The 14,856-nt window shown below is 61.0% G+C and carries 16 protein-coding genes; 9 read left to right on the plus strand and 7 right to left on the minus strand.

Annotated elements, in window-relative coordinates:
- Nucleotides 1–33: 33 nt before the first annotated feature.
- Nucleotides 34–501 carry a tRNA (uridine(34)/cytosine(34)/5-carboxymethylaminomethyluridine(34)-2'-O)-methyltransferase TrmL gene (gene trmL, locus WG78_RS00625; RefSeq protein WP_053935851.1) on the minus strand — a complete coding sequence of 156 codons (468 nt, stop codon included), beginning with the start codon at nucleotides 499–501 and terminating at the stop codon, nucleotides 34–36.
- A gap of 142 nt (nucleotides 502–643) precedes the next feature.
- Between trmL and purU the strand changes: the two genes are divergently transcribed.
- The 8 genes from purU to gspK are packed head-to-tail and all read left to right on the plus strand — an operon-like array spanning nucleotide 644 to nucleotide 6,173.
- Nucleotides 644–1,495, plus strand: a complete 852-nt coding sequence (purU, locus tag WG78_RS00630) for a formyltetrahydrofolate deformylase (protein ID WP_053935852.1) — start codon at nucleotides 644–646, stop codon at nucleotides 1,493–1,495.
- Between the two features lie 7 nt (nucleotides 1,496–1,502).
- A complete protein-coding gene (locus tag WG78_RS00635; RefSeq protein ID WP_053935853.1) occupies nucleotides 1,503–2,078 on the plus strand; it encodes a hypothetical protein in 576 nt (191 codons plus the stop codon).
- Nucleotides 2,075–3,280 carry a type II secretion system inner membrane protein GspF gene (gspF, locus tag WG78_RS00640; protein ID WP_053935854.1) on the plus strand — a complete coding sequence of 402 codons (1,206 nt, stop codon included), beginning with the start codon at nucleotides 2,075–2,077 and terminating at the stop codon, nucleotides 3,278–3,280. The genes WG78_RS00635 and gspF overlap by 4 nt, the downstream gene beginning before the upstream one ends.
- A 5-nt stretch (nucleotides 3,281–3,285) precedes the next feature.
- The gene (gene gspG, locus WG78_RS00645) at nucleotides 3,286–3,741 is read left to right on the plus strand and encodes a type II secretion system major pseudopilin GspG (RefSeq protein ID WP_053935855.1); all 456 of its coding nucleotides are present in this window, start codon (nucleotides 3,286–3,288) and stop codon (nucleotides 3,739–3,741) included.
- A gap of 7 nt (nucleotides 3,742–3,748) precedes the next feature.
- Nucleotides 3,749–4,255: a type II secretion system minor pseudopilin GspH gene (gspH, locus tag WG78_RS00650; protein ID WP_053935856.1), complete on the plus strand. Its 507-nt coding sequence runs from the start codon at nucleotides 3,749–3,751 to the stop codon at nucleotides 4,253–4,255.
- Nucleotides 4,248–4,652 carry a type II secretion system minor pseudopilin GspI gene (gene gspI / locus WG78_RS00655; protein WP_053935857.1) on the plus strand — a complete coding sequence of 135 codons (405 nt, stop codon included), beginning with the start codon at nucleotides 4,248–4,250 and terminating at the stop codon, nucleotides 4,650–4,652. Before gspH ends, gspI begins: the two co-directional genes overlap by 8 nt.
- Nucleotides 4,630–5,226 (plus strand): type II secretion system minor pseudopilin GspJ, encoded by a 597-nt coding sequence (gspJ, locus tag WG78_RS00660; RefSeq protein ID WP_053935858.1) that lies wholly within the window; start codon nucleotides 4,630–4,632, stop codon nucleotides 5,224–5,226. Before gspI ends, gspJ begins: the two co-directional genes overlap by 23 nt.
- Nucleotides 5,223–6,173 carry a type II secretion system minor pseudopilin GspK gene (gspK, locus tag WG78_RS00665; RefSeq protein WP_083458662.1) on the plus strand — a complete coding sequence of 317 codons (951 nt, stop codon included), beginning with the start codon at nucleotides 5,223–5,225 and terminating at the stop codon, nucleotides 6,171–6,173. Before gspJ ends, gspK begins: the two co-directional genes overlap by 4 nt.
- A gap of 59 nt (nucleotides 6,174–6,232) precedes the next feature.
- Here gspK and WG78_RS00670 read toward each other — a convergent pair whose 3' ends face one another.
- The 6 genes from WG78_RS00670 to WG78_RS00695 form a co-directional block, all read right to left on the minus strand.
- A complete protein-coding gene (locus WG78_RS00670) occupies nucleotides 6,233–7,618 on the minus strand; it encodes a sensor histidine kinase (protein ID WP_053935860.1) in 1,386 nt (461 codons plus the stop codon).
- Entirely contained in the window at nucleotides 7,608–8,303 is a 696-nt protein-coding gene (locus WG78_RS00675; RefSeq protein WP_053935861.1) for a response regulator transcription factor, read from the minus strand. The genes WG78_RS00670 and WG78_RS00675 overlap by 11 nt, the downstream gene beginning before the upstream one ends.
- 82 nt (nucleotides 8,304–8,385) lie before the next feature.
- On the minus strand, nucleotides 8,386–9,492 hold the full coding sequence (gene hemH, locus WG78_RS00680) for a ferrochelatase (RefSeq protein WP_053935862.1): 1,107 nt from the start codon (nucleotides 9,490–9,492) through the stop codon (nucleotides 8,386–8,388).
- Between the two features lie 54 nt (nucleotides 9,493–9,546).
- On the minus strand, nucleotides 9,547–11,484 hold the full coding sequence (locus WG78_RS00685) for a transglutaminase TgpA family protein (protein ID WP_053935863.1): 1,938 nt from the start codon (nucleotides 11,482–11,484) through the stop codon (nucleotides 9,547–9,549).
- A complete protein-coding gene (locus WG78_RS00690) occupies nucleotides 11,481–12,461 on the minus strand; it encodes a DUF58 domain-containing protein (RefSeq protein ID WP_083458664.1) in 981 nt (326 codons plus the stop codon). Before WG78_RS00690 ends, WG78_RS00685 begins: the two co-directional genes overlap by 4 nt.
- Before the next feature lie 12 nt (nucleotides 12,462–12,473).
- A complete protein-coding gene (locus tag WG78_RS00695) occupies nucleotides 12,474–13,385 on the minus strand; it encodes an AAA family ATPase (protein ID WP_053935865.1) in 912 nt (303 codons plus the stop codon).
- 168 nt (nucleotides 13,386–13,553) lie between these two features.
- On the opposite strand from WG78_RS00695, the gene WG78_RS00700 reads away from it, so the two are divergent.
- The gene (locus WG78_RS00700) at nucleotides 13,554–14,501 is read left to right on the plus strand and encodes a histone deacetylase family protein (protein ID WP_236691953.1); all 948 of its coding nucleotides are present in this window, start codon (nucleotides 13,554–13,556) and stop codon (nucleotides 14,499–14,501) included.
- The last annotated feature ends 355 nt before the right edge of the window (nucleotides 14,502–14,856 follow it).

The following is a 14,856-nucleotide window of genomic DNA, read 5'->3' on the forward strand; positions in this document are numbered from 1 at the left end:
CTGTCGGGCACGTCGTCATTAATCAATTTGCGCTTAAACGCCGCCGCTGTAGCCCAGTTGCCGCCAGGCTTCATACACCGTGACGGCGACGGCGTTCGACAGATTCAGGCTGCGCACTTGCGGCAGCATCGGCAGGCGGATGCGGCGCGCGGCTTCAAAGCGCGCCAGCATGTCATCGGGCAGACCGCGGGTTTCGGGACCGAACACAAACGCATCCCCCGCCTGATAGGCCACGCTATCAAAACGACTGCTGCCTTTGGTGGTCATGGCAAAGTAGCGTGTCTCGGGTGGCAGGCTGGCCAGCAGCGCCTCAAAATCATCGTGCACGCGCATTTCGGCGAACTCGTGATAATCAAGCCCGGCGCGGCGCATGCGCGCGTTGTCCAGCTCAAAACCCAAGGGTCGCACCAGGTGCAAGGTGCAGCCGGTGTTGGCCGCAAGACGGATGACGTTGCCCGTGTTGGGCGGAATTTCTGGTTGAAACAACACGATATGAAACATGGATGCCGTAGTGTCACGCCGACACAGTAAAAACAAGGTCCGACATAATGCCATGACAGCACGGTTAAGGCCTGGGTAAACGCCCGAGCGGACAAGGTTGCTGCTAGAATCGCTGCGAATAGAACAAACCCGGACTGCTGTAATGAACACCGCAACGCTGCTGATCAGCTGCCCAGACCAGAAAGGTCTGTCGGCGGCCATTGCCAATTTTCTGTTTACCTATAACGCCAATATCGTTCACTCCGATCAACACCAGGACAGCACGGACGATTTGTTCCTGATGCGCGTGGAATGGGATCTGACCGACTTTACGCTGGATATGGCCAGCTTTGCCCCGGCGTTCCAGCCCATCGCCGATCGTTTCAGCATGAAGTGGACGGTGGCCTTGTCGGCCGAGCGTCCGCGTGTGGCCATTTTTGTGAGCAAGTACGACCATTGTCTGGTGGATTTGCTGCATCGCCATCAAAGCGGCGAACTGGCTTGCGATATTCCGCTGGTGATCTCCAATCATGAAGATTGCCGCGCCGTTACCGAATTCTATGGCGTGCCGTTTCACGTTATTCCGGTCAGCAAAGACAACAAGGCCGAAGCCGAAGCCGCGCAACATGCGTTGCTGCAGGCCAACCACGTCGACCTGATCGTGCTGGCGCGCTATATGCAAGTGTTGTCGCATGATTTCACCGCGCAATGGCCGCAGCGCGTCATCAATATCCATCACAGTTTTCTGCCCGCATTTGATGGCGCCAAGCCGTATCACCGCGCATTTGCCCGCGGCGTAAAGCTGATCGGCGCCACCAGCCATTACGTCACCGAAATCCTGGATGACGGCCCGATCATTGAGCAGGACGTACAACGCATTTCGCATCGTGAAGACGTGGAAGACCTGGTGCTGAAAGGCCGCGATCTGGAGAAAGTGGTGTTGTCGCGCGCGGTGAAATGGCATCTGGAAAACCGCGTGCTGGTGTATGCCAACAAAACCGTGATCTTTGCCTGATCCCCGCATGAACGGCTTTCTGCGCGATGTGCTCGATGTGTGCCTGCTGCGATTCAAGTCGCTGGAGCAGTACAGCTATGCGCCGTGGATTACGGCGCTGTGGCTGACGCTGGCGGGCGTCACCGACGCGATGTCCAACGACGACATCATGGGCGCGTGGCCGTTGCGATTGCTGTTTTTTGTGGTGGTGGACTGGACCCAGGCGGTGGCCGCGGCGCTGTGGCTGGGCGCGTGGTTCAAGCTGATCGAGCGCAAGCCGGTGGAGTTCAGTTTCTTTCCGCTGGTTGTGCTGGCGGGCACGCCGCAAATGATTGCGCCTTTGATCAACGGCATCGGCGAACCACTGGGCAGTTATGTGCGCACCAGCCTCGCGCTGTATGGTCTATTTGTTTTGATTTATGCGATATCGCGCAGCACGGGCAAGCGCGTGGGTTCGGCCGCCATTGCCGCGCTGGCGTTTATCCCGGTGGCGTTTGTATTGATGGGGGGCACCACCGCCATCGCGGAAAGCATGGGCTGGGTTAACCTGCCGCCGCTGACGGCCGATGCCCCCGATACTTCTAATCCGGAGACTGACCTGTGACCGCGTTCCGATATGTGGCCGTGCAACAGGACGGCGGCAACAAACGTGGCCTGATCGAGGCCGATACGCCGCGCCAGGCGCGCCAGTTGTTGCGCGACCAGGGTATGTGGGTCAGCGAGCTGGATGCCATCAGCGCGCAACCCAAACGCCGCTTTGGTGCGTCGCGCAGCCTGGGTACGCAAAAGCTGGCGATCTGGACACGCCAGTTTGCCACGCTGCTGGATGCCGGTCTGACCATCGAACAAGCGCTGGCGGTGTTGCTGGAGCAAAGCGAGGACGACAAGGAAAAGCGTTTGTCCGCTGCGCTGCGCAGCGAAATTTTGTCCGGTTCGTCGTTGTCCCAAGCCTTGACGCGCCAGACCGGCGCTTTCCCCGAGTTGTATCGCACCATCGTGGCAGCTGGCGAAGAGTCCGGCAAAGCCGGCACCGTTATGCAACGGCTGGCCGATTACCTGGAAAGCCGTGCCGCATTGGGCAGCAAAGTGGCGCTGGCGTTTGTGTACCCGGCGGTGGTGATGTCGGTATCGATCCTGGTGGTGGTGGGCCTGCTGACGTGGGTGGTGCCGCAGATGGTGACGGTGTTCCAGAGCGCCAAACAGCAACTGCCGTTTTTGACGGTGGCGATGCTGTGGCTGTCGGCGGCGGTGCGCTCGTGGGGCTGGCTGATGCTGATTGTGGCGGTGGCGGCGGGCTTTCTGGGCTGGCGTGCGCTCAAGCAAGAAGCGGTGCGGCGCACGTTTGATGCCTGGGTCTTGCGCCTGCCCTTGTTTGGCCGCTTTGTGCGCGCTGGCAATACCGCGCGGCTAGCGTCGACGCTGGCTATTCTGGTGGGGAGCGGCGTGCCGCTGCTGAAGGCCATGCAGGCGGCTGTGGGCGTCATCGGCAATATGCCGCTGCGCGAGGCGGTGCAAGAGGCGTCGCGCCAGGTGCGCGAGGGCATGACGCTGTCGCGTGCGCTTAACGAAAGCAAGCTGTTTCCGCCGGTGCTGATCCATCTGATCGCCAGCGGCGAGGCCACCGGGCGGCTGGAATATATGCTGGATAAAGCCGCCGCGCAGCAAAGTCAGGAGCTGGAAAACCGCGTGGCCACGTTCACCAGTCTGCTGGGCCCGATCATGGTGTTGCTGATGGGGATTGTGGTGTTATTGATCGTGTTGGCGATTCTGCTGCCGGTCTTTGAAATGAACCAACTCGTAAAATGAGGTCAATGATGTCTGCTGCAGTGTATGGCCGTGCACAACGCGCGGCCCAGCGTGGTTTTACGCTGATCGAAATTCTGGTTGTGATTACCATTCTGGCCATTCTGGGTGCGCTGATCGTACCCAAGATCATGGACCGCCCCAACGATGCGCGCGTGGTGGCGGCCAAGCAGGACATCCGCTCCACGGTGCAGGCGCTCAAGCTGTACAAACTGGATAACGGCCGTTATCCCACCACCGAACAGGGCCTGAAGGCGCTGGTGGAAAAGCCGACTTCGCAGCCCACGCCGAACAACTGGAAAACCGGCGGCTATCTGGAAAAGCTGCCCAAGGATCCGTGGGGCAATGATTATGTTTATCTGAATCCGGGCCTGCACGGCGAAATCGACGTGATGAGCTACGGCGCGGATGGCCAGTCCGGCGGCGAAAACTACGACGCCGATATCGGCTCCTGGCAGCAGTAATCGTCTGATGACGGCCCAGCGCCCGGCGCATGCGCGCGCCTCTGGCTTTACGCTGATCGAGATATTGGTGGCGATTGCGGTGATCGGCATCATTCTTGGTCTGGCGGCGGTCAAGCTGGGCCAGTCTGATGGCCAGATTGCCGAACGCGAAGCACAGCGCCTGGCCGCCGTGCTGGAAGACGCCCGCGACGAAGCCATCAGCGGTGGCCATAGCGTGGGCTGGTCCAGTGATGGTCATGGCTATCAATTCTGGATTCAGGATGGCAATGGCGATTGGCAGGCCATTCCCAATCACGAAGTGCTCAAACCCTACCAGTTGCCTGACATCCTTAAAGTCAGCGCGCAAACCGTTAACCTGCGTGATCGCCGTTTAGGCGAGCGCATCGTGTTTGATTCTTCCGGCGTTAATCAGCCCTTTACCATTGACCTGGTCACGCAAGAAGGGCGCTGGCATCTGGAAGGCGACGTGATGGGCCGCGTCACCGAGCAACAGGCGACTGATTCGCATGGCTGAGCGCGCTTTTTGCCTGCCGCACGGCGCGCGCCCTGGGCGCGGCTTTACGCTGATTGAAGTGATGGTGGCGCTGGCCGTGGTCGCCATCGCGCTGATGGCGGCGCTGAAGGCCACCAGTTTCAGTACCGATTCCGCCATCGATTTTCGCACGCGCATGCTGGCGGGCTGGGTGGCGCAAAACCAGATCGATACGCTGACCGCGCGCCGCGACTTTCCCGAGATGGGTGAACAGGACGGCCACGAAGACGAGGCCGGTTACAACTTTCATTGGCATATGACGATCGGCGGCTCGCCCAACCGCTCGTTTCGCCGTGTTGAAATCCGCGTGTATGAAGGTGACGCCACCGACCATGCCGCCGCTACCCTGGTGACTTATGTCGCGCGCGTCGGCACCTGATCGCCATCGCGGCTTTACGCTGCTCGAAATCCTGATCGCACTGAGCATTTTTGCGGTGGTGATCCTGATCGCCTATCGCGGGCTGTCGACCATGATCGACGCCAAATTGCGGCTGGACGCGGAAACCACGCGCTGGCGCGAAATGAGTCTGGTGATGAGCCGTTTTGGCGATGATCTCACGCAGTCCGTCAACCGCAGTTATCGCGATAGCGCCGGTGCGGTGCAACCGCCGATGGCGGGCAACCAGCAGCCCAATACGCCCGAATGGCCCAAACTGGATCTGGTGCGCGCGGGCGGCGATGGCGGGCCGTTTCATGTGGCGTATCGGCTGCGCGAAGGCCAACTGGAAATGGAATTATGGGATGCGCTGGACCAACCGCCGCGCGCCCAACCGGTGGTGCACATGATGCTGCAAAACGTGGAGCGCTTTGAAGTGTCGTTTCTGGATAGCTCGCTCAACTGGCAAGCGGCGTGGCCCGTCACTGGCAGCACTGATGTATTGCCGCGCGCCGTGCGCATTACCTTGCAGCAAGCGGGCCAAGGCGCAATTGAACGGATTTACGCGCTGCCATGATGCCTAACCGTCGCTCTGCTTCGTCCCGTTCGCGTCGGCAGCAAGGGATCGCCATTCTCACCGCCGTCGGCATCGCTGCGCTAGTGGCCGCGCTGGCCGCGTGGATCGCCTGGCGGCAGGCCTTGTGGTATCGCCAGCTGGAAAACCAGTTTGATCAGGCCGAAGCCATCGGCGTCATCCGCGCCTCCATCAACCTGGTGCGGCTGACGCTGCGTGACGATGCGCGCAATAACCAGATCGACCATATGCTGGAACCGTGGAATATTCCAATCCCGGCGATTCCGGTGGAAAACGGTCGCGCAGGCGGGCGCATTATCGAGCAGGGCGGACTGTTTAATCTGAACAATCTGGTCGATGACAAAGGTGCCATCGTCGACGACCAGGTGCAGTGCTTCAAGCGCCTGCTGACCACGCTGCAGTTGTCGACGGATCTGGCCGATGTGCTGGCGGACTGGGAGGATGCGGATTCCGATCTGTCGTCATCCAGTAGCGCCGAAGACAATGCCTATCTGGGCATGTCGCCGCCGTATCGTGCTGCCAATCAGCGGCTGACGGACCTGGGCTCGTTAACGCGTGTGCGCGGCTTTACCCCGGACATCATCGCCCGGCTGCAGCCGTTTGTGACGGTGGTGCCGTTGCAAACCAAGGTCAACGTCAACTTTGCTTCGGCGGAAGTGTTGACAGCGGTGGTGCCGAATATGTCTTTGTCGGTGGCGCAGAGCGTGATTTCGAAGCGCGCCGGGCGTTATTTCAAAGACATCGGCGAGTTTCGCGATACCTTGCCGGACAGCTTCAAAGCACAGGCCATCACGTCGATTACCGTGCAGACCACCTACTTTATCAATGAGGTGGAGGCGCAGTTCGGGCGGGTTACGCTGCGTTATCAGGCGTTGCTGGAACGCACCAGCACTGACCTGCCGCGCATTGTGTGGATGCGCCGCGAGTAGCTTGTTGATGGGGTGATGGCGTGATGGCCCACTGGCGCTTGCGCTGCGGGCTGAGGTGTTTATTGCGGATTGAGCGGAAGGGTAACGCGCACGATCAGGCCGTGCACCGGGGCGTCCAGCAAATCCACGCTACCGCCATGGCGTTCGGCAATTTCCTTGACGATGGCCATGCCAAGACCACAGCCACTGCCGGTTTGCTCGCGTCGATAGAAGCGTTCAAACACGCGATGTTTGTCTTCGTCGGGAATGCCAGGGCCGTCGTCTTCGACTTCCACCACGTAGTTGCTGCCTTCCTGGGTTAACCGCACCGTGACATTGCCGCCGCGCGGAATGTACTTGATGGCGTTTTCCACCAGGTTGACGAACAGCTCGCGCAATAGCGCCGAGTTGCCTTCGATGACTGCTTCATTCAACGACGTGTCACAGCCCAGATCCATGCCTGCTGCCAGCGCACGCGGCACCGATTCCGCGGTCAAGTCGCGGATCAGTTTGGCCAGATCAACCTTCACGCGCGGCATGCCGCTTTGCGTGCCGGGCTCGGAGCGCGCTAGCGTCAATAGCTGATTGACTAGATGAATGCTGCGGGTGGCGCTGGTGTGCACCATGTTCAGACGATCGCCCAGGCCTTTGACGGTGGTCTCACGCATGGCCAGTTCGGTTTGCGATTTAAGACCTGCCAGCGGCGTGCGCAGCTGGTGGGCGGCATCGGCAATAAAACGGCGTTGGCGCGCCACGCTCTCGTTGGTGGTGGAGAGCAACTGATTAAGCGCGTGCGTGAGCGCATGTACTTCTTCAGGCGCATCGCTGAGTTCAAACGGCGCCAGATTTTGCGCGCGGCGCGTTTCCAGCAGCTTTTGCAATCCATGCAGGGGCTTGAGGCCGCGATTGATACCCACCCACACCAGCACGCTCATCACAATCAACAGTCCGCCCAGGGGCAGGCCAATGGTAAGCATGATCTGGTTGGAAAGCTGCTTGCGGCCTTGCTGATTGCGCGCGACTTCAACGCGCAGCCAGTGATTGCCGGTTTTATCGATCGGATAAAACACCGACAGCGCGCGATTGGTTCCGGCGGGAGTTTTGCTGGTATAGAACTGCGGTTGACTGGCCGCCGGCATAGGCGGGGCCACATCATCGAACTGGCCGTTGCTGGCCAGTACGCCACCAGGCAGGGTGCTGATGCGGTACATCAAGGCGTCGTCGAGCGAGCCTTGCAACAGATCACGTGCTGCAGGTGGAAAATCAAGGGCAACCTGACCGTCCTGCCGCACATGCACCTGGCGCGCGAGCGCATTGGCGGTTTGTTGCAGCGAGGTATCGGTCATCACGTTGGCAACGTGGCTGGCCACCTGAAAACTCAATAGCGCCCCAGCTAGCCATAGAACCAGCTGGGGGATCAGCAGCCATAACAGCAGCTGGCGTTTGAGCGAGTACTTAGCCTGCATCGAACGAATGCGGTTGCTGCTTTTCCAGTAGATAGCCCAGACCACGGATAGTACGAATCACCACACCGCACGGTTCGAGCTTCTTGCGCAGACGGTGAACGTAGACTTCGATCGCATTCAGGCCGACTTCGGCATTATCCGAACCCAGTTCGGACACGATTTGTTCTTTGGTCACCACGCGATCGATGTTGGACATCAGGATCTCGAGCACCGTCAGTTCACGGGCGGACAGATCGAGCGGTGTGTCGTTACACCAGGCGCGTTGGCCAGCGCGGTCAAGGCGCAGGTTACCCAGTTGTTGTACCGACTGCGGCAGAATCTGGCTGCGACGCAACAGGGCGCGCAGACGGGCTTCGAGTTCGGCAAATTCGAACGGCTTGGCCAGGTAATCATCGGCACCGGCGTCCAGACCTGCAACACGGTCTTCCAGACCATCCAGCGCCGTCAAAATCAGGATCGGCAGCGACGGTTTGTGCTGGCGAATATTCTTGAGCACGGTCAGGCCGTCCATATTGGGCAGGCCGATGTCGAGGACGACGACGTCGTAGTCGTTGTGAAGAAGAATCTGCAGCGCCAGCGAACCATCATTGACGCAATCAACCTGAAAATCGGCTTGCGACAAACTGGTCTTGAGGGCATCCGCAAGAATGAGATCGTCTTCGGCGAGAAAGAGCCGAGTGCTCATGGTTGGAAACCTCCGGTTGTAAGATTAAGCTTACCGCTGAGTTTAACTGCTATTTCACAAAGGCCCAAGTTATTTTTTTTCATTATTGTTTCGCGCCCATCTTACGAGATCGTGATGTGGCTATTCTAGCGGCTTCCAGCCTGTTTTCGGGGGTGTCGAGGGGGTGCTCCCAGCCTGTAAGTTGCTGGGTGGTCAAGTCAGCTAACGCGCGAATCCACAACGCCGAGTCATTCAGACAAGGGATATGCTGATACTCCCGCCCCCCCGCCGCGAGGAAGGTCTGCTTGCCTTCCATGGCAATTTCTTCCAGCGTTTCAAGGCAGTCCGCCACAAAGCCGGGGCAGAACACATCCACGCGTTGCGTACCTGCCTTACCCAGCTGTTGCAGCACTGACGCCGTGTACGGTTCCAGCCAGCGGGCGCGGCCAAAGCGCGACTGGAACGACACCGTGTATTCCGATTCTTCCAGCTGTAACGCACTGGCCAGCAAGCGCGCGGTTTTCTGGCAATGACAGAAGTACGGATCACCGCGATCCAGCGTGTAGCGCGGCAAGCCGTGAAAGCTCATTACAAAGTGTTCGGGGCGGCCGTTGTTCATCCAGTAGTCACGCACTTGTTGAGCCATGGCTGCAATATAGCCAGGATGATCGTGAAAACTACGGATTGAACGTACGGCGGGCTGATTTCTGTATTCAAGCAGATGAGCGAACGCTGCATCACACGCTGTGGCGGTGGTGCTGGCGGCATATTGGGGGTACAGCGGCAGCAGCAGGATCTTGTCGCAACCGGCTGCTTTCAGCTCATCCAGACCTGCGGCAATGCTCGGGTTGCCATAGCGCATGCCGAAGGTAATCACCGGTTGCTCGCCACCGCGTTCGCCCAGATAGCCCTTCAACAACAGCGTTTGTTTGCGCGTCCACGTCAGCAGCGGCGAGCCCTCGCGTTTCCAGATCAACTGGTATTTGGCGGCCGATTGTTTGGGGCGCGTGGTCAGCACAAACAGGTTGAGGATGATCAGCCACAGCAGCCGTGGGATTTCGACCACGCGCGGGTCGGACAGGAATTCGCGCAGATAGCGCCGCACCGCCGGTGCCGTCGGCGCGTCGGGCGTGCCCAGGTTGATCAGCAGCACGCCAGTGCGGGCCACCTGGCCGTGTTTGAATTCTGGCTCTTTCAAGTAACGAGGCATAACGCATCCCGCAGGCACAAGGCAAAGGCGGCAATCATAGCAGCGACGCGCCAATCACGGACGGAAGCCACGTACGGACTGCAAAAGCCGCTGCGCCGCCGCCGCATCCTGCCCATAGTGCGCAGCCAGATACAGGTTGGCGATGCGGTCGATATGGGCGCGATGCAGGGGCAGCGCGTTGGCGGCGCGTTGGGCAAAGCGCTGCGGCGGTTCACCCGCGTGCGGCGTCACCCCGGCGCGCGCCAGTCGCCGCACAAACAATCGCCACGCTTTCTGTTGCGCATCCAGCACGCGCCGTTGCGTGGCGCCGCGGAGAGACAGCAGATAAATCAACAACATCGCCAACGCTGCGCCCAGCAGCCAGATCACAAATTGCGGTGACAACAGGCTCTCGATGCCGAGCTGGTTAAGCACCTGCATTTGCCGACGCGCATCGTAGCCGATCACCCATTTATCCCAGCCGTGCATGGCGGCGTCCCAGCGCAGCCGCAGCTGGCTGATCGCCGTATTGTCGTCCCGCACCAGCGCGGGCAGGCGATCGGTCTGACGCAGGCTTTGCGCGAGGCCGCGGCTGATGCGATCTGGTGCGATGGCCGAGGTCGGGTCGATCCGCTGCCAACCCTGACCCGGCAGCCAGACCTCGCTCCACGCATGCGCGAACGCCTGGCGCACGATGTAATAATCGCCATTGCGGTTGTATTCCGCGCCCAGATAGCCGGTGACCACGCGGGCCGGCACGCCCGCCGCGCGCATCAGAAAAGTAAACGCCCCGGAATAGTGTTCGCAAAAGCCGGCGCGACTGCTGAACAGCAGCTCGTCCACCTTGTCGCGCGATTCCAGCAACGGCGGCGACAGCGTGTACTGGAAACCACCGGTGCGTAAAAACTGCATCGCCGCGGCAACGCGTTGCGCAGGCGGCAGATTGCTCCAGCTGGCGGCCAACTGGCGCGCACGCGGGTTGATCTCGGCGGGCAGACGCAAGTCGGCCTGCAGCTCGCGCGGATTGGCATCCAGCACCCGCCAACTGCTCTGGCTGGTCACGCTAAAACGCTGACGTTGCGTGATCGGGCCGCGCGTAAATGCCTGCATTGCATTGTTGACGTGTGCGCCGTCGGGCAATTCCACCGGCAAGTCCAGCGCCATCAACCAGTTGTGCTGATTGGGTTCCAGCGTCACCGTATAGCGCCAGCGCGGACCGCTGGGCACGATGCCAGGCGGTGGCGACGGGTCGGGCCGCTGCGTCCAGGTCAACCCGTCAAAATATTCGAGCACCGGTCCGCGCCAGTACATGCTGGTGCGCGGCGGTGGCTTGCCCTCAAAGTCGACGCGAAACGCAACCGTGTCATCCAGCGTCAGGTCGCTCATGCTGCCCGGCGTCATGTCTTCTGATAGCCCGGTGTGCGCGCTCGGGCCGCTGTCGGGCATATGCCACAGCGGACCGTTCAGCCGCGGAAACAGTACAAACAGTATCAGCGCCACCGGCAGCGCTTCCAGCAGCATGCGTCCGGTTTTGCGCGCATCGGCTGCCTGCAGCTTGCCGTCGCCCCGATGCCATGCGGTCAGCTGCGTCATGATCAGCGCCAGCACGGCAATCGAATACACCAGCATCGCCACGGATTGCGACACCAGAAAACCCGTGCTGCAGGCAAAGCAGGCCAGCAGGCTGAGTACGCGTGCATCGCGCCGGGTGGCGGTCTCTAAAAACTTGACCGCGATCAGGCTGGTCAGCACGGCCACACCGCCTTGTCGCCCCACCAAGGAGTGGTATTGCACAAACACCAGCACAAACAGAAAGCAGGCGTAGCCAAAGCGCAGCGACCAGTGCGGCAGCGCTTTGCGTTGGGCCGCCAGGCGCAGACGCCAGAACACCGGCAGGATAATCAGCGCGGCGTGCCAGACGGGTAGCTGGATCAGCGCGGGCAGCAGCGAGGCAATCACCGCCGCCACCAAGCCATACAACGGACCGCGCGGCAGTACCGGTGGATTTTTCATCGCGCCGGCTCCGCATCGTCGTGGCCAAACAAGGCCAGCGCGGTCAGGCAGCGCGCTTCGTGCAAGGGGCCATGCCCGGCTTCGATATCGGCGCCCGGCAGGGTGAGGGCGTAGCGTTCGCCTGCGGCCTCGGCCTGCAAGATCCATGCAGCCAGCCGCGACAAGCGCGCCTCGGCGTTGTTCAGCGCCACCTGGTCCCATTTAAAATGCCGCGTAATGGTCCAGGGGGTTTCGAAGGTGCGCACGGCCAGGTTTTCCTGGCGCGCCGATTGTTTCCACGCAATATGCCGCGGCGTATCGCCCGCCACATACGGCCGCAAGCCGGCGTATTCATCATCGCCCTTGCTGTTGATCTGGCCTTGCTCGTTGTTATCGGGCGCGCCGGTCCACGGCGGCGGGTCGGTTTCCGGGTGCGGATACACCAGGCAGCGGGCCTCCAGGCTGGCGTAGCTCCAGGCGCGACACCATCCGCTGGGGTAGGCCGTTTCAAGCGTCACGCGCGGCAAGCTCAGCCAGCCGCGATGCTGTGCCGGAACGCCCACGCCGATCACTTCTTCGCCCCCCACGGCCACGCCAACCGGATTGCCAGGCAGGCTGCGATGCGCGGTCAGCACCAGCGCATGCCGGTCCAGCTTGTTGCTGACGCTTAGCCGCAGCGGAAACCACGCGGTCTGCCCGACAAACACCGCGCGCGGCGCTTCGACCTGGATTTTAAGGCCCAGCAGATTACGAAACGCCTGGATCAGGCCGGAATGTCCCAGTCCCAGCATCAAAAAGGCAAACAGATACGCCAGGCTAAGTTGATAGTTGATCGCCCCCACCAACACCAGAATCGCCGTCGCGCCGTAGGCAAAGCCAAAGCCGCTGGGCAATACATAGATGCGGTTTTGCCGCAGCACAAATTCGGTGCCGGCGTTGGGATGACGGCGCGCCATCCAGCGCTGCCAGGTGGGCAAGAGTCGCGGGGGAATCAGCATGCGGTGCGCGACTTAAGGGATGGCGACGCTGGCCAGCAACTCTTGCGCCACGCGCGGGTCGGCCTGGCCGCGGCCACGCAACTGCAAGCGATGGCCTGCCACGCCGGGAAACACCGCCTGCACATCATCGGGGATGGCGAAGTCGCGGTTCTCCAGCCACGCCCAGGCGCGCGTCACGCTCACCAGGCCCAACAAGGCGCGCGGCGACAGCCCATAACTAAAGCGTTCGCTGGAGCGGGTGGCGGCGGCCAGCGCCTGGATGTAATCGAGCAAAGCGGGCGCCAGTTTGACTTGCTTGATGGCTTGTTGCGCTTGTTGCATCTCGGCGGCCGTCAGACACGGCTTGAGATGCGCAAGCGTGTCGCGGCGGTCTTCGCCCGCCAGCAGGGCGCGCTCGGCCTGGACTGAGGGATAGCCTAATTCGAGACGCATCAAAAAACGATCGAGCTGCGATTCCGGTAAGGGAAACGTGCCAATCTGATATTGCGGATTCTGCGTGGCGATCACAAAAAACGGCTCGGGCAGCGGATGCGTTTTGCCGTCGACCGTGACCTGGTATTCTTCCATCGCTTCCAGCAAAGCCGACTGCGTTTTGGGTGGCGCGCGGTTGATTTCGTCGGCCAGCAGCACCTGACTGAAGACAGGCCCGTGATGAAAGCGGAAGGTGTCGCTATCGCGGGCATAAATCGAAACGCCCACCAGATCGGCCGGCAGCAGATCGCTGGTAAATTGCACGCGCTGGAACTGCAAACCCAGCGTGCCCGCCAGCGCGTGCGCCAACGTGGTCTTGCCTACGCCGGGCAAGTCTTCCAGCAATAAATGTCCCTGGGCCAGCAAGCAGGCCAGCGCCAGACGAATCTGGCGCGGCTTGCCCAGGATAATACTGTTGAGTTGATCGATGGCGGCGGCAAACGAGGGCGTCATGCAACATCCTGTGTAGTGAACGGGCGCGCTATGGTAGGGTTTCAGCGCGAACAGACCGGGCTGCGCACTGCCGGCCAGCCACGCTGGCGGCACTGCGACACACACACTCTGCAAAATTCTTGTAAACGCTGCGGTCTGAATTATAAGCATGCTCCGGGAGTACATCGTTTGTTTTCCACGGCTGTTGCGGGCGGCATGACCGCCTATATCACGCATCCGGCGTGCGCCATGCATGACATGGGGCGCGGCCATCCCGAATGCGCCGAACGCCTGGCCGCCATTCAGGACCGACTGATCGCGGCGGGCCTGTGGGACGCCTTGTTGCACCTCGAAGCCCCGGCCGCAAGCCGCGCCCAGCTTGAACGCGTGCATTCGGGCGAGTGGCTGGACCGGCTGGGTTCGCTCTCGCCCACGCATGGCTATGTGCACCTCGACCCCGACACCGCCATCAATCCCTACAGCTTGCGCGCCGCCTGGTTTGCCGCCGGCGCTGGCGTGCTGGCCGTTGATCAAGTGATGACTGGCGCGGTGCAAAACGCGTTTTGCGCCATCCGCCCGCCGGGCCATCACGCGGGACGATCGCAGGCCATGGGCTTCTGTCTTCTAAATAACGTGGCAGTGGCGGCCGCGCATGCGCTGGCGGTGCACGGCGTGGAACGCGTGGCGATCGTCGATTTTGATGTGCATCACGGCAATGGCACTGAAGATATTTTTTGCGGCGACGCGCGCGTCAGCATGGTGGGGATGTTTCAGCATCCGTTCTACCCGTACAGCGGCGATGTGGCGCTGGGGCCGAATATGCATAATTTTCCGTTGCCGCGCGCGACCACGGGCGCCGCGTTTCGCGATCTGGTGCGGGATCAGTGGCTGCCGCTGCTGGATGAATTTGCGCCGCAACTGATCCTGATCTCGGCGGGCTTCGATGCGCACCTCGAGGACGATATGGCGTCGATGGGCTTGGTGGAGTCGGATTACGCCTGGGTCACGAAGCAAGTGATGGCAGTGGCCCAGCGGCATTGCGGCGGACGGATTGTTTCGATGCTGGAAGGGGGGTATGACCTGTCGTCGCTGGGGCGCAGCGTCGCGGTGCATGTCAAGGAGCTGGCGGGGCTGTGAAGCGTAGCCTGCGGGGGGATTTGTGTCCGGCTTTGCCGGACCTTGAATCTTTGACTGCTTAGCCTGCGACGCATGTTTTGATACCCGGGGTACCCGGGGGCACGTCGGTTTTCAGTGAAGACTTATCGTGCAACTTTGCTTCGCCAAGGAAAGGCGACCCTCCGCGCGATGAAACCGCGCAGTGCTTTTAGCGCTTTGGCCAGTCAAGCTGCGATCCGATAGGGTGGGTCAAGACCCACCTCCTCAAGTGATAAGCAAGAACAACCGGCCCAAACGCCTGCGGTTTCAATTTCTCGCGGAGCCATGCAACATACGGCGGGGAGATGCCAGACACCCTCACTCCCTCACTCCCTCA

It is taken from the genome of Amantichitinum ursilacus (assembly GCF_001294205.1).
Taxonomy (GTDB): domain Bacteria; phylum Pseudomonadota; class Gammaproteobacteria; order Burkholderiales; family Chitinibacteraceae; genus Amantichitinum; species Amantichitinum ursilacus.

What these genes read in the sequence shown, in the direction of transcription:
- WG78_RS00675 (WP_053935861.1), bottom strand. Translation starts at nt 8,303, where the DNA reads ATGAGCACTCGGCTCTTTCTCGCCGAAGACGATCTCATTCTTGCGGAT.
- WG78_RS00695 (WP_053935865.1), bottom strand. Translation starts at nt 13,385, where the DNA reads ATGACGCCCTCGTTTGCCGCCGCCATCGATCAACTCAACAGTATTATC.
- purU (WP_053935852.1), top strand. Translation starts at nt 644, where the DNA reads ATGAACACCGCAACGCTGCTGATCAGCTGCCCAGACCAGAAAGGTCTG.
- gspK (WP_083458662.1), top strand. Translation starts at nt 5,223, where the DNA reads ATGATGCCTAACCGTCGCTCTGCTTCGTCCCGTTCGCGTCGGCAGCAA.
- hemH (WP_053935862.1), bottom strand. Translation starts at nt 9,492, where the DNA reads ATGCCTCGTTACTTGAAAGAGCCAGAATTCAAACACGGCCAGGTGGCC.
- gspH (WP_053935856.1), top strand. Translation starts at nt 3,749, where the DNA reads ATGACGGCCCAGCGCCCGGCGCATGCGCGCGCCTCTGGCTTTACGCTG.
- WG78_RS00635 (WP_053935853.1), top strand. Translation starts at nt 1,503, where the DNA reads ATGAACGGCTTTCTGCGCGATGTGCTCGATGTGTGCCTGCTGCGATTC.
- WG78_RS00690 (WP_083458664.1), bottom strand. Translation starts at nt 12,461, where the DNA reads ATGCTGATTCCCCCGCGACTCTTGCCCACCTGGCAGCGCTGGATGGCG.
- gspJ (WP_053935858.1), top strand. Translation starts at nt 4,630, where the DNA reads ATGTCGCGCGCGTCGGCACCTGATCGCCATCGCGGCTTTACGCTGCTC.
- gspI (WP_053935857.1), top strand. Translation starts at nt 4,248, where the DNA reads ATGGCTGAGCGCGCTTTTTGCCTGCCGCACGGCGCGCGCCCTGGGCGC.
- gspG (WP_053935855.1), top strand. Translation starts at nt 3,286, where the DNA reads ATGATGTCTGCTGCAGTGTATGGCCGTGCACAACGCGCGGCCCAGCGT.
- trmL (WP_053935851.1), bottom strand. Translation starts at nt 501, where the DNA reads ATGTTTCATATCGTGTTGTTTCAACCAGAAATTCCGCCCAACACGGGC.
- WG78_RS00685 (WP_053935863.1), bottom strand. Translation starts at nt 11,484, where the DNA reads ATGAAAAATCCACCGGTACTGCCGCGCGGTCCGTTGTATGGCTTGGTG.
- WG78_RS00670 (WP_053935860.1), bottom strand. Translation starts at nt 7,618, where the DNA reads ATGCAGGCTAAGTACTCGCTCAAACGCCAGCTGCTGTTATGGCTGCTG.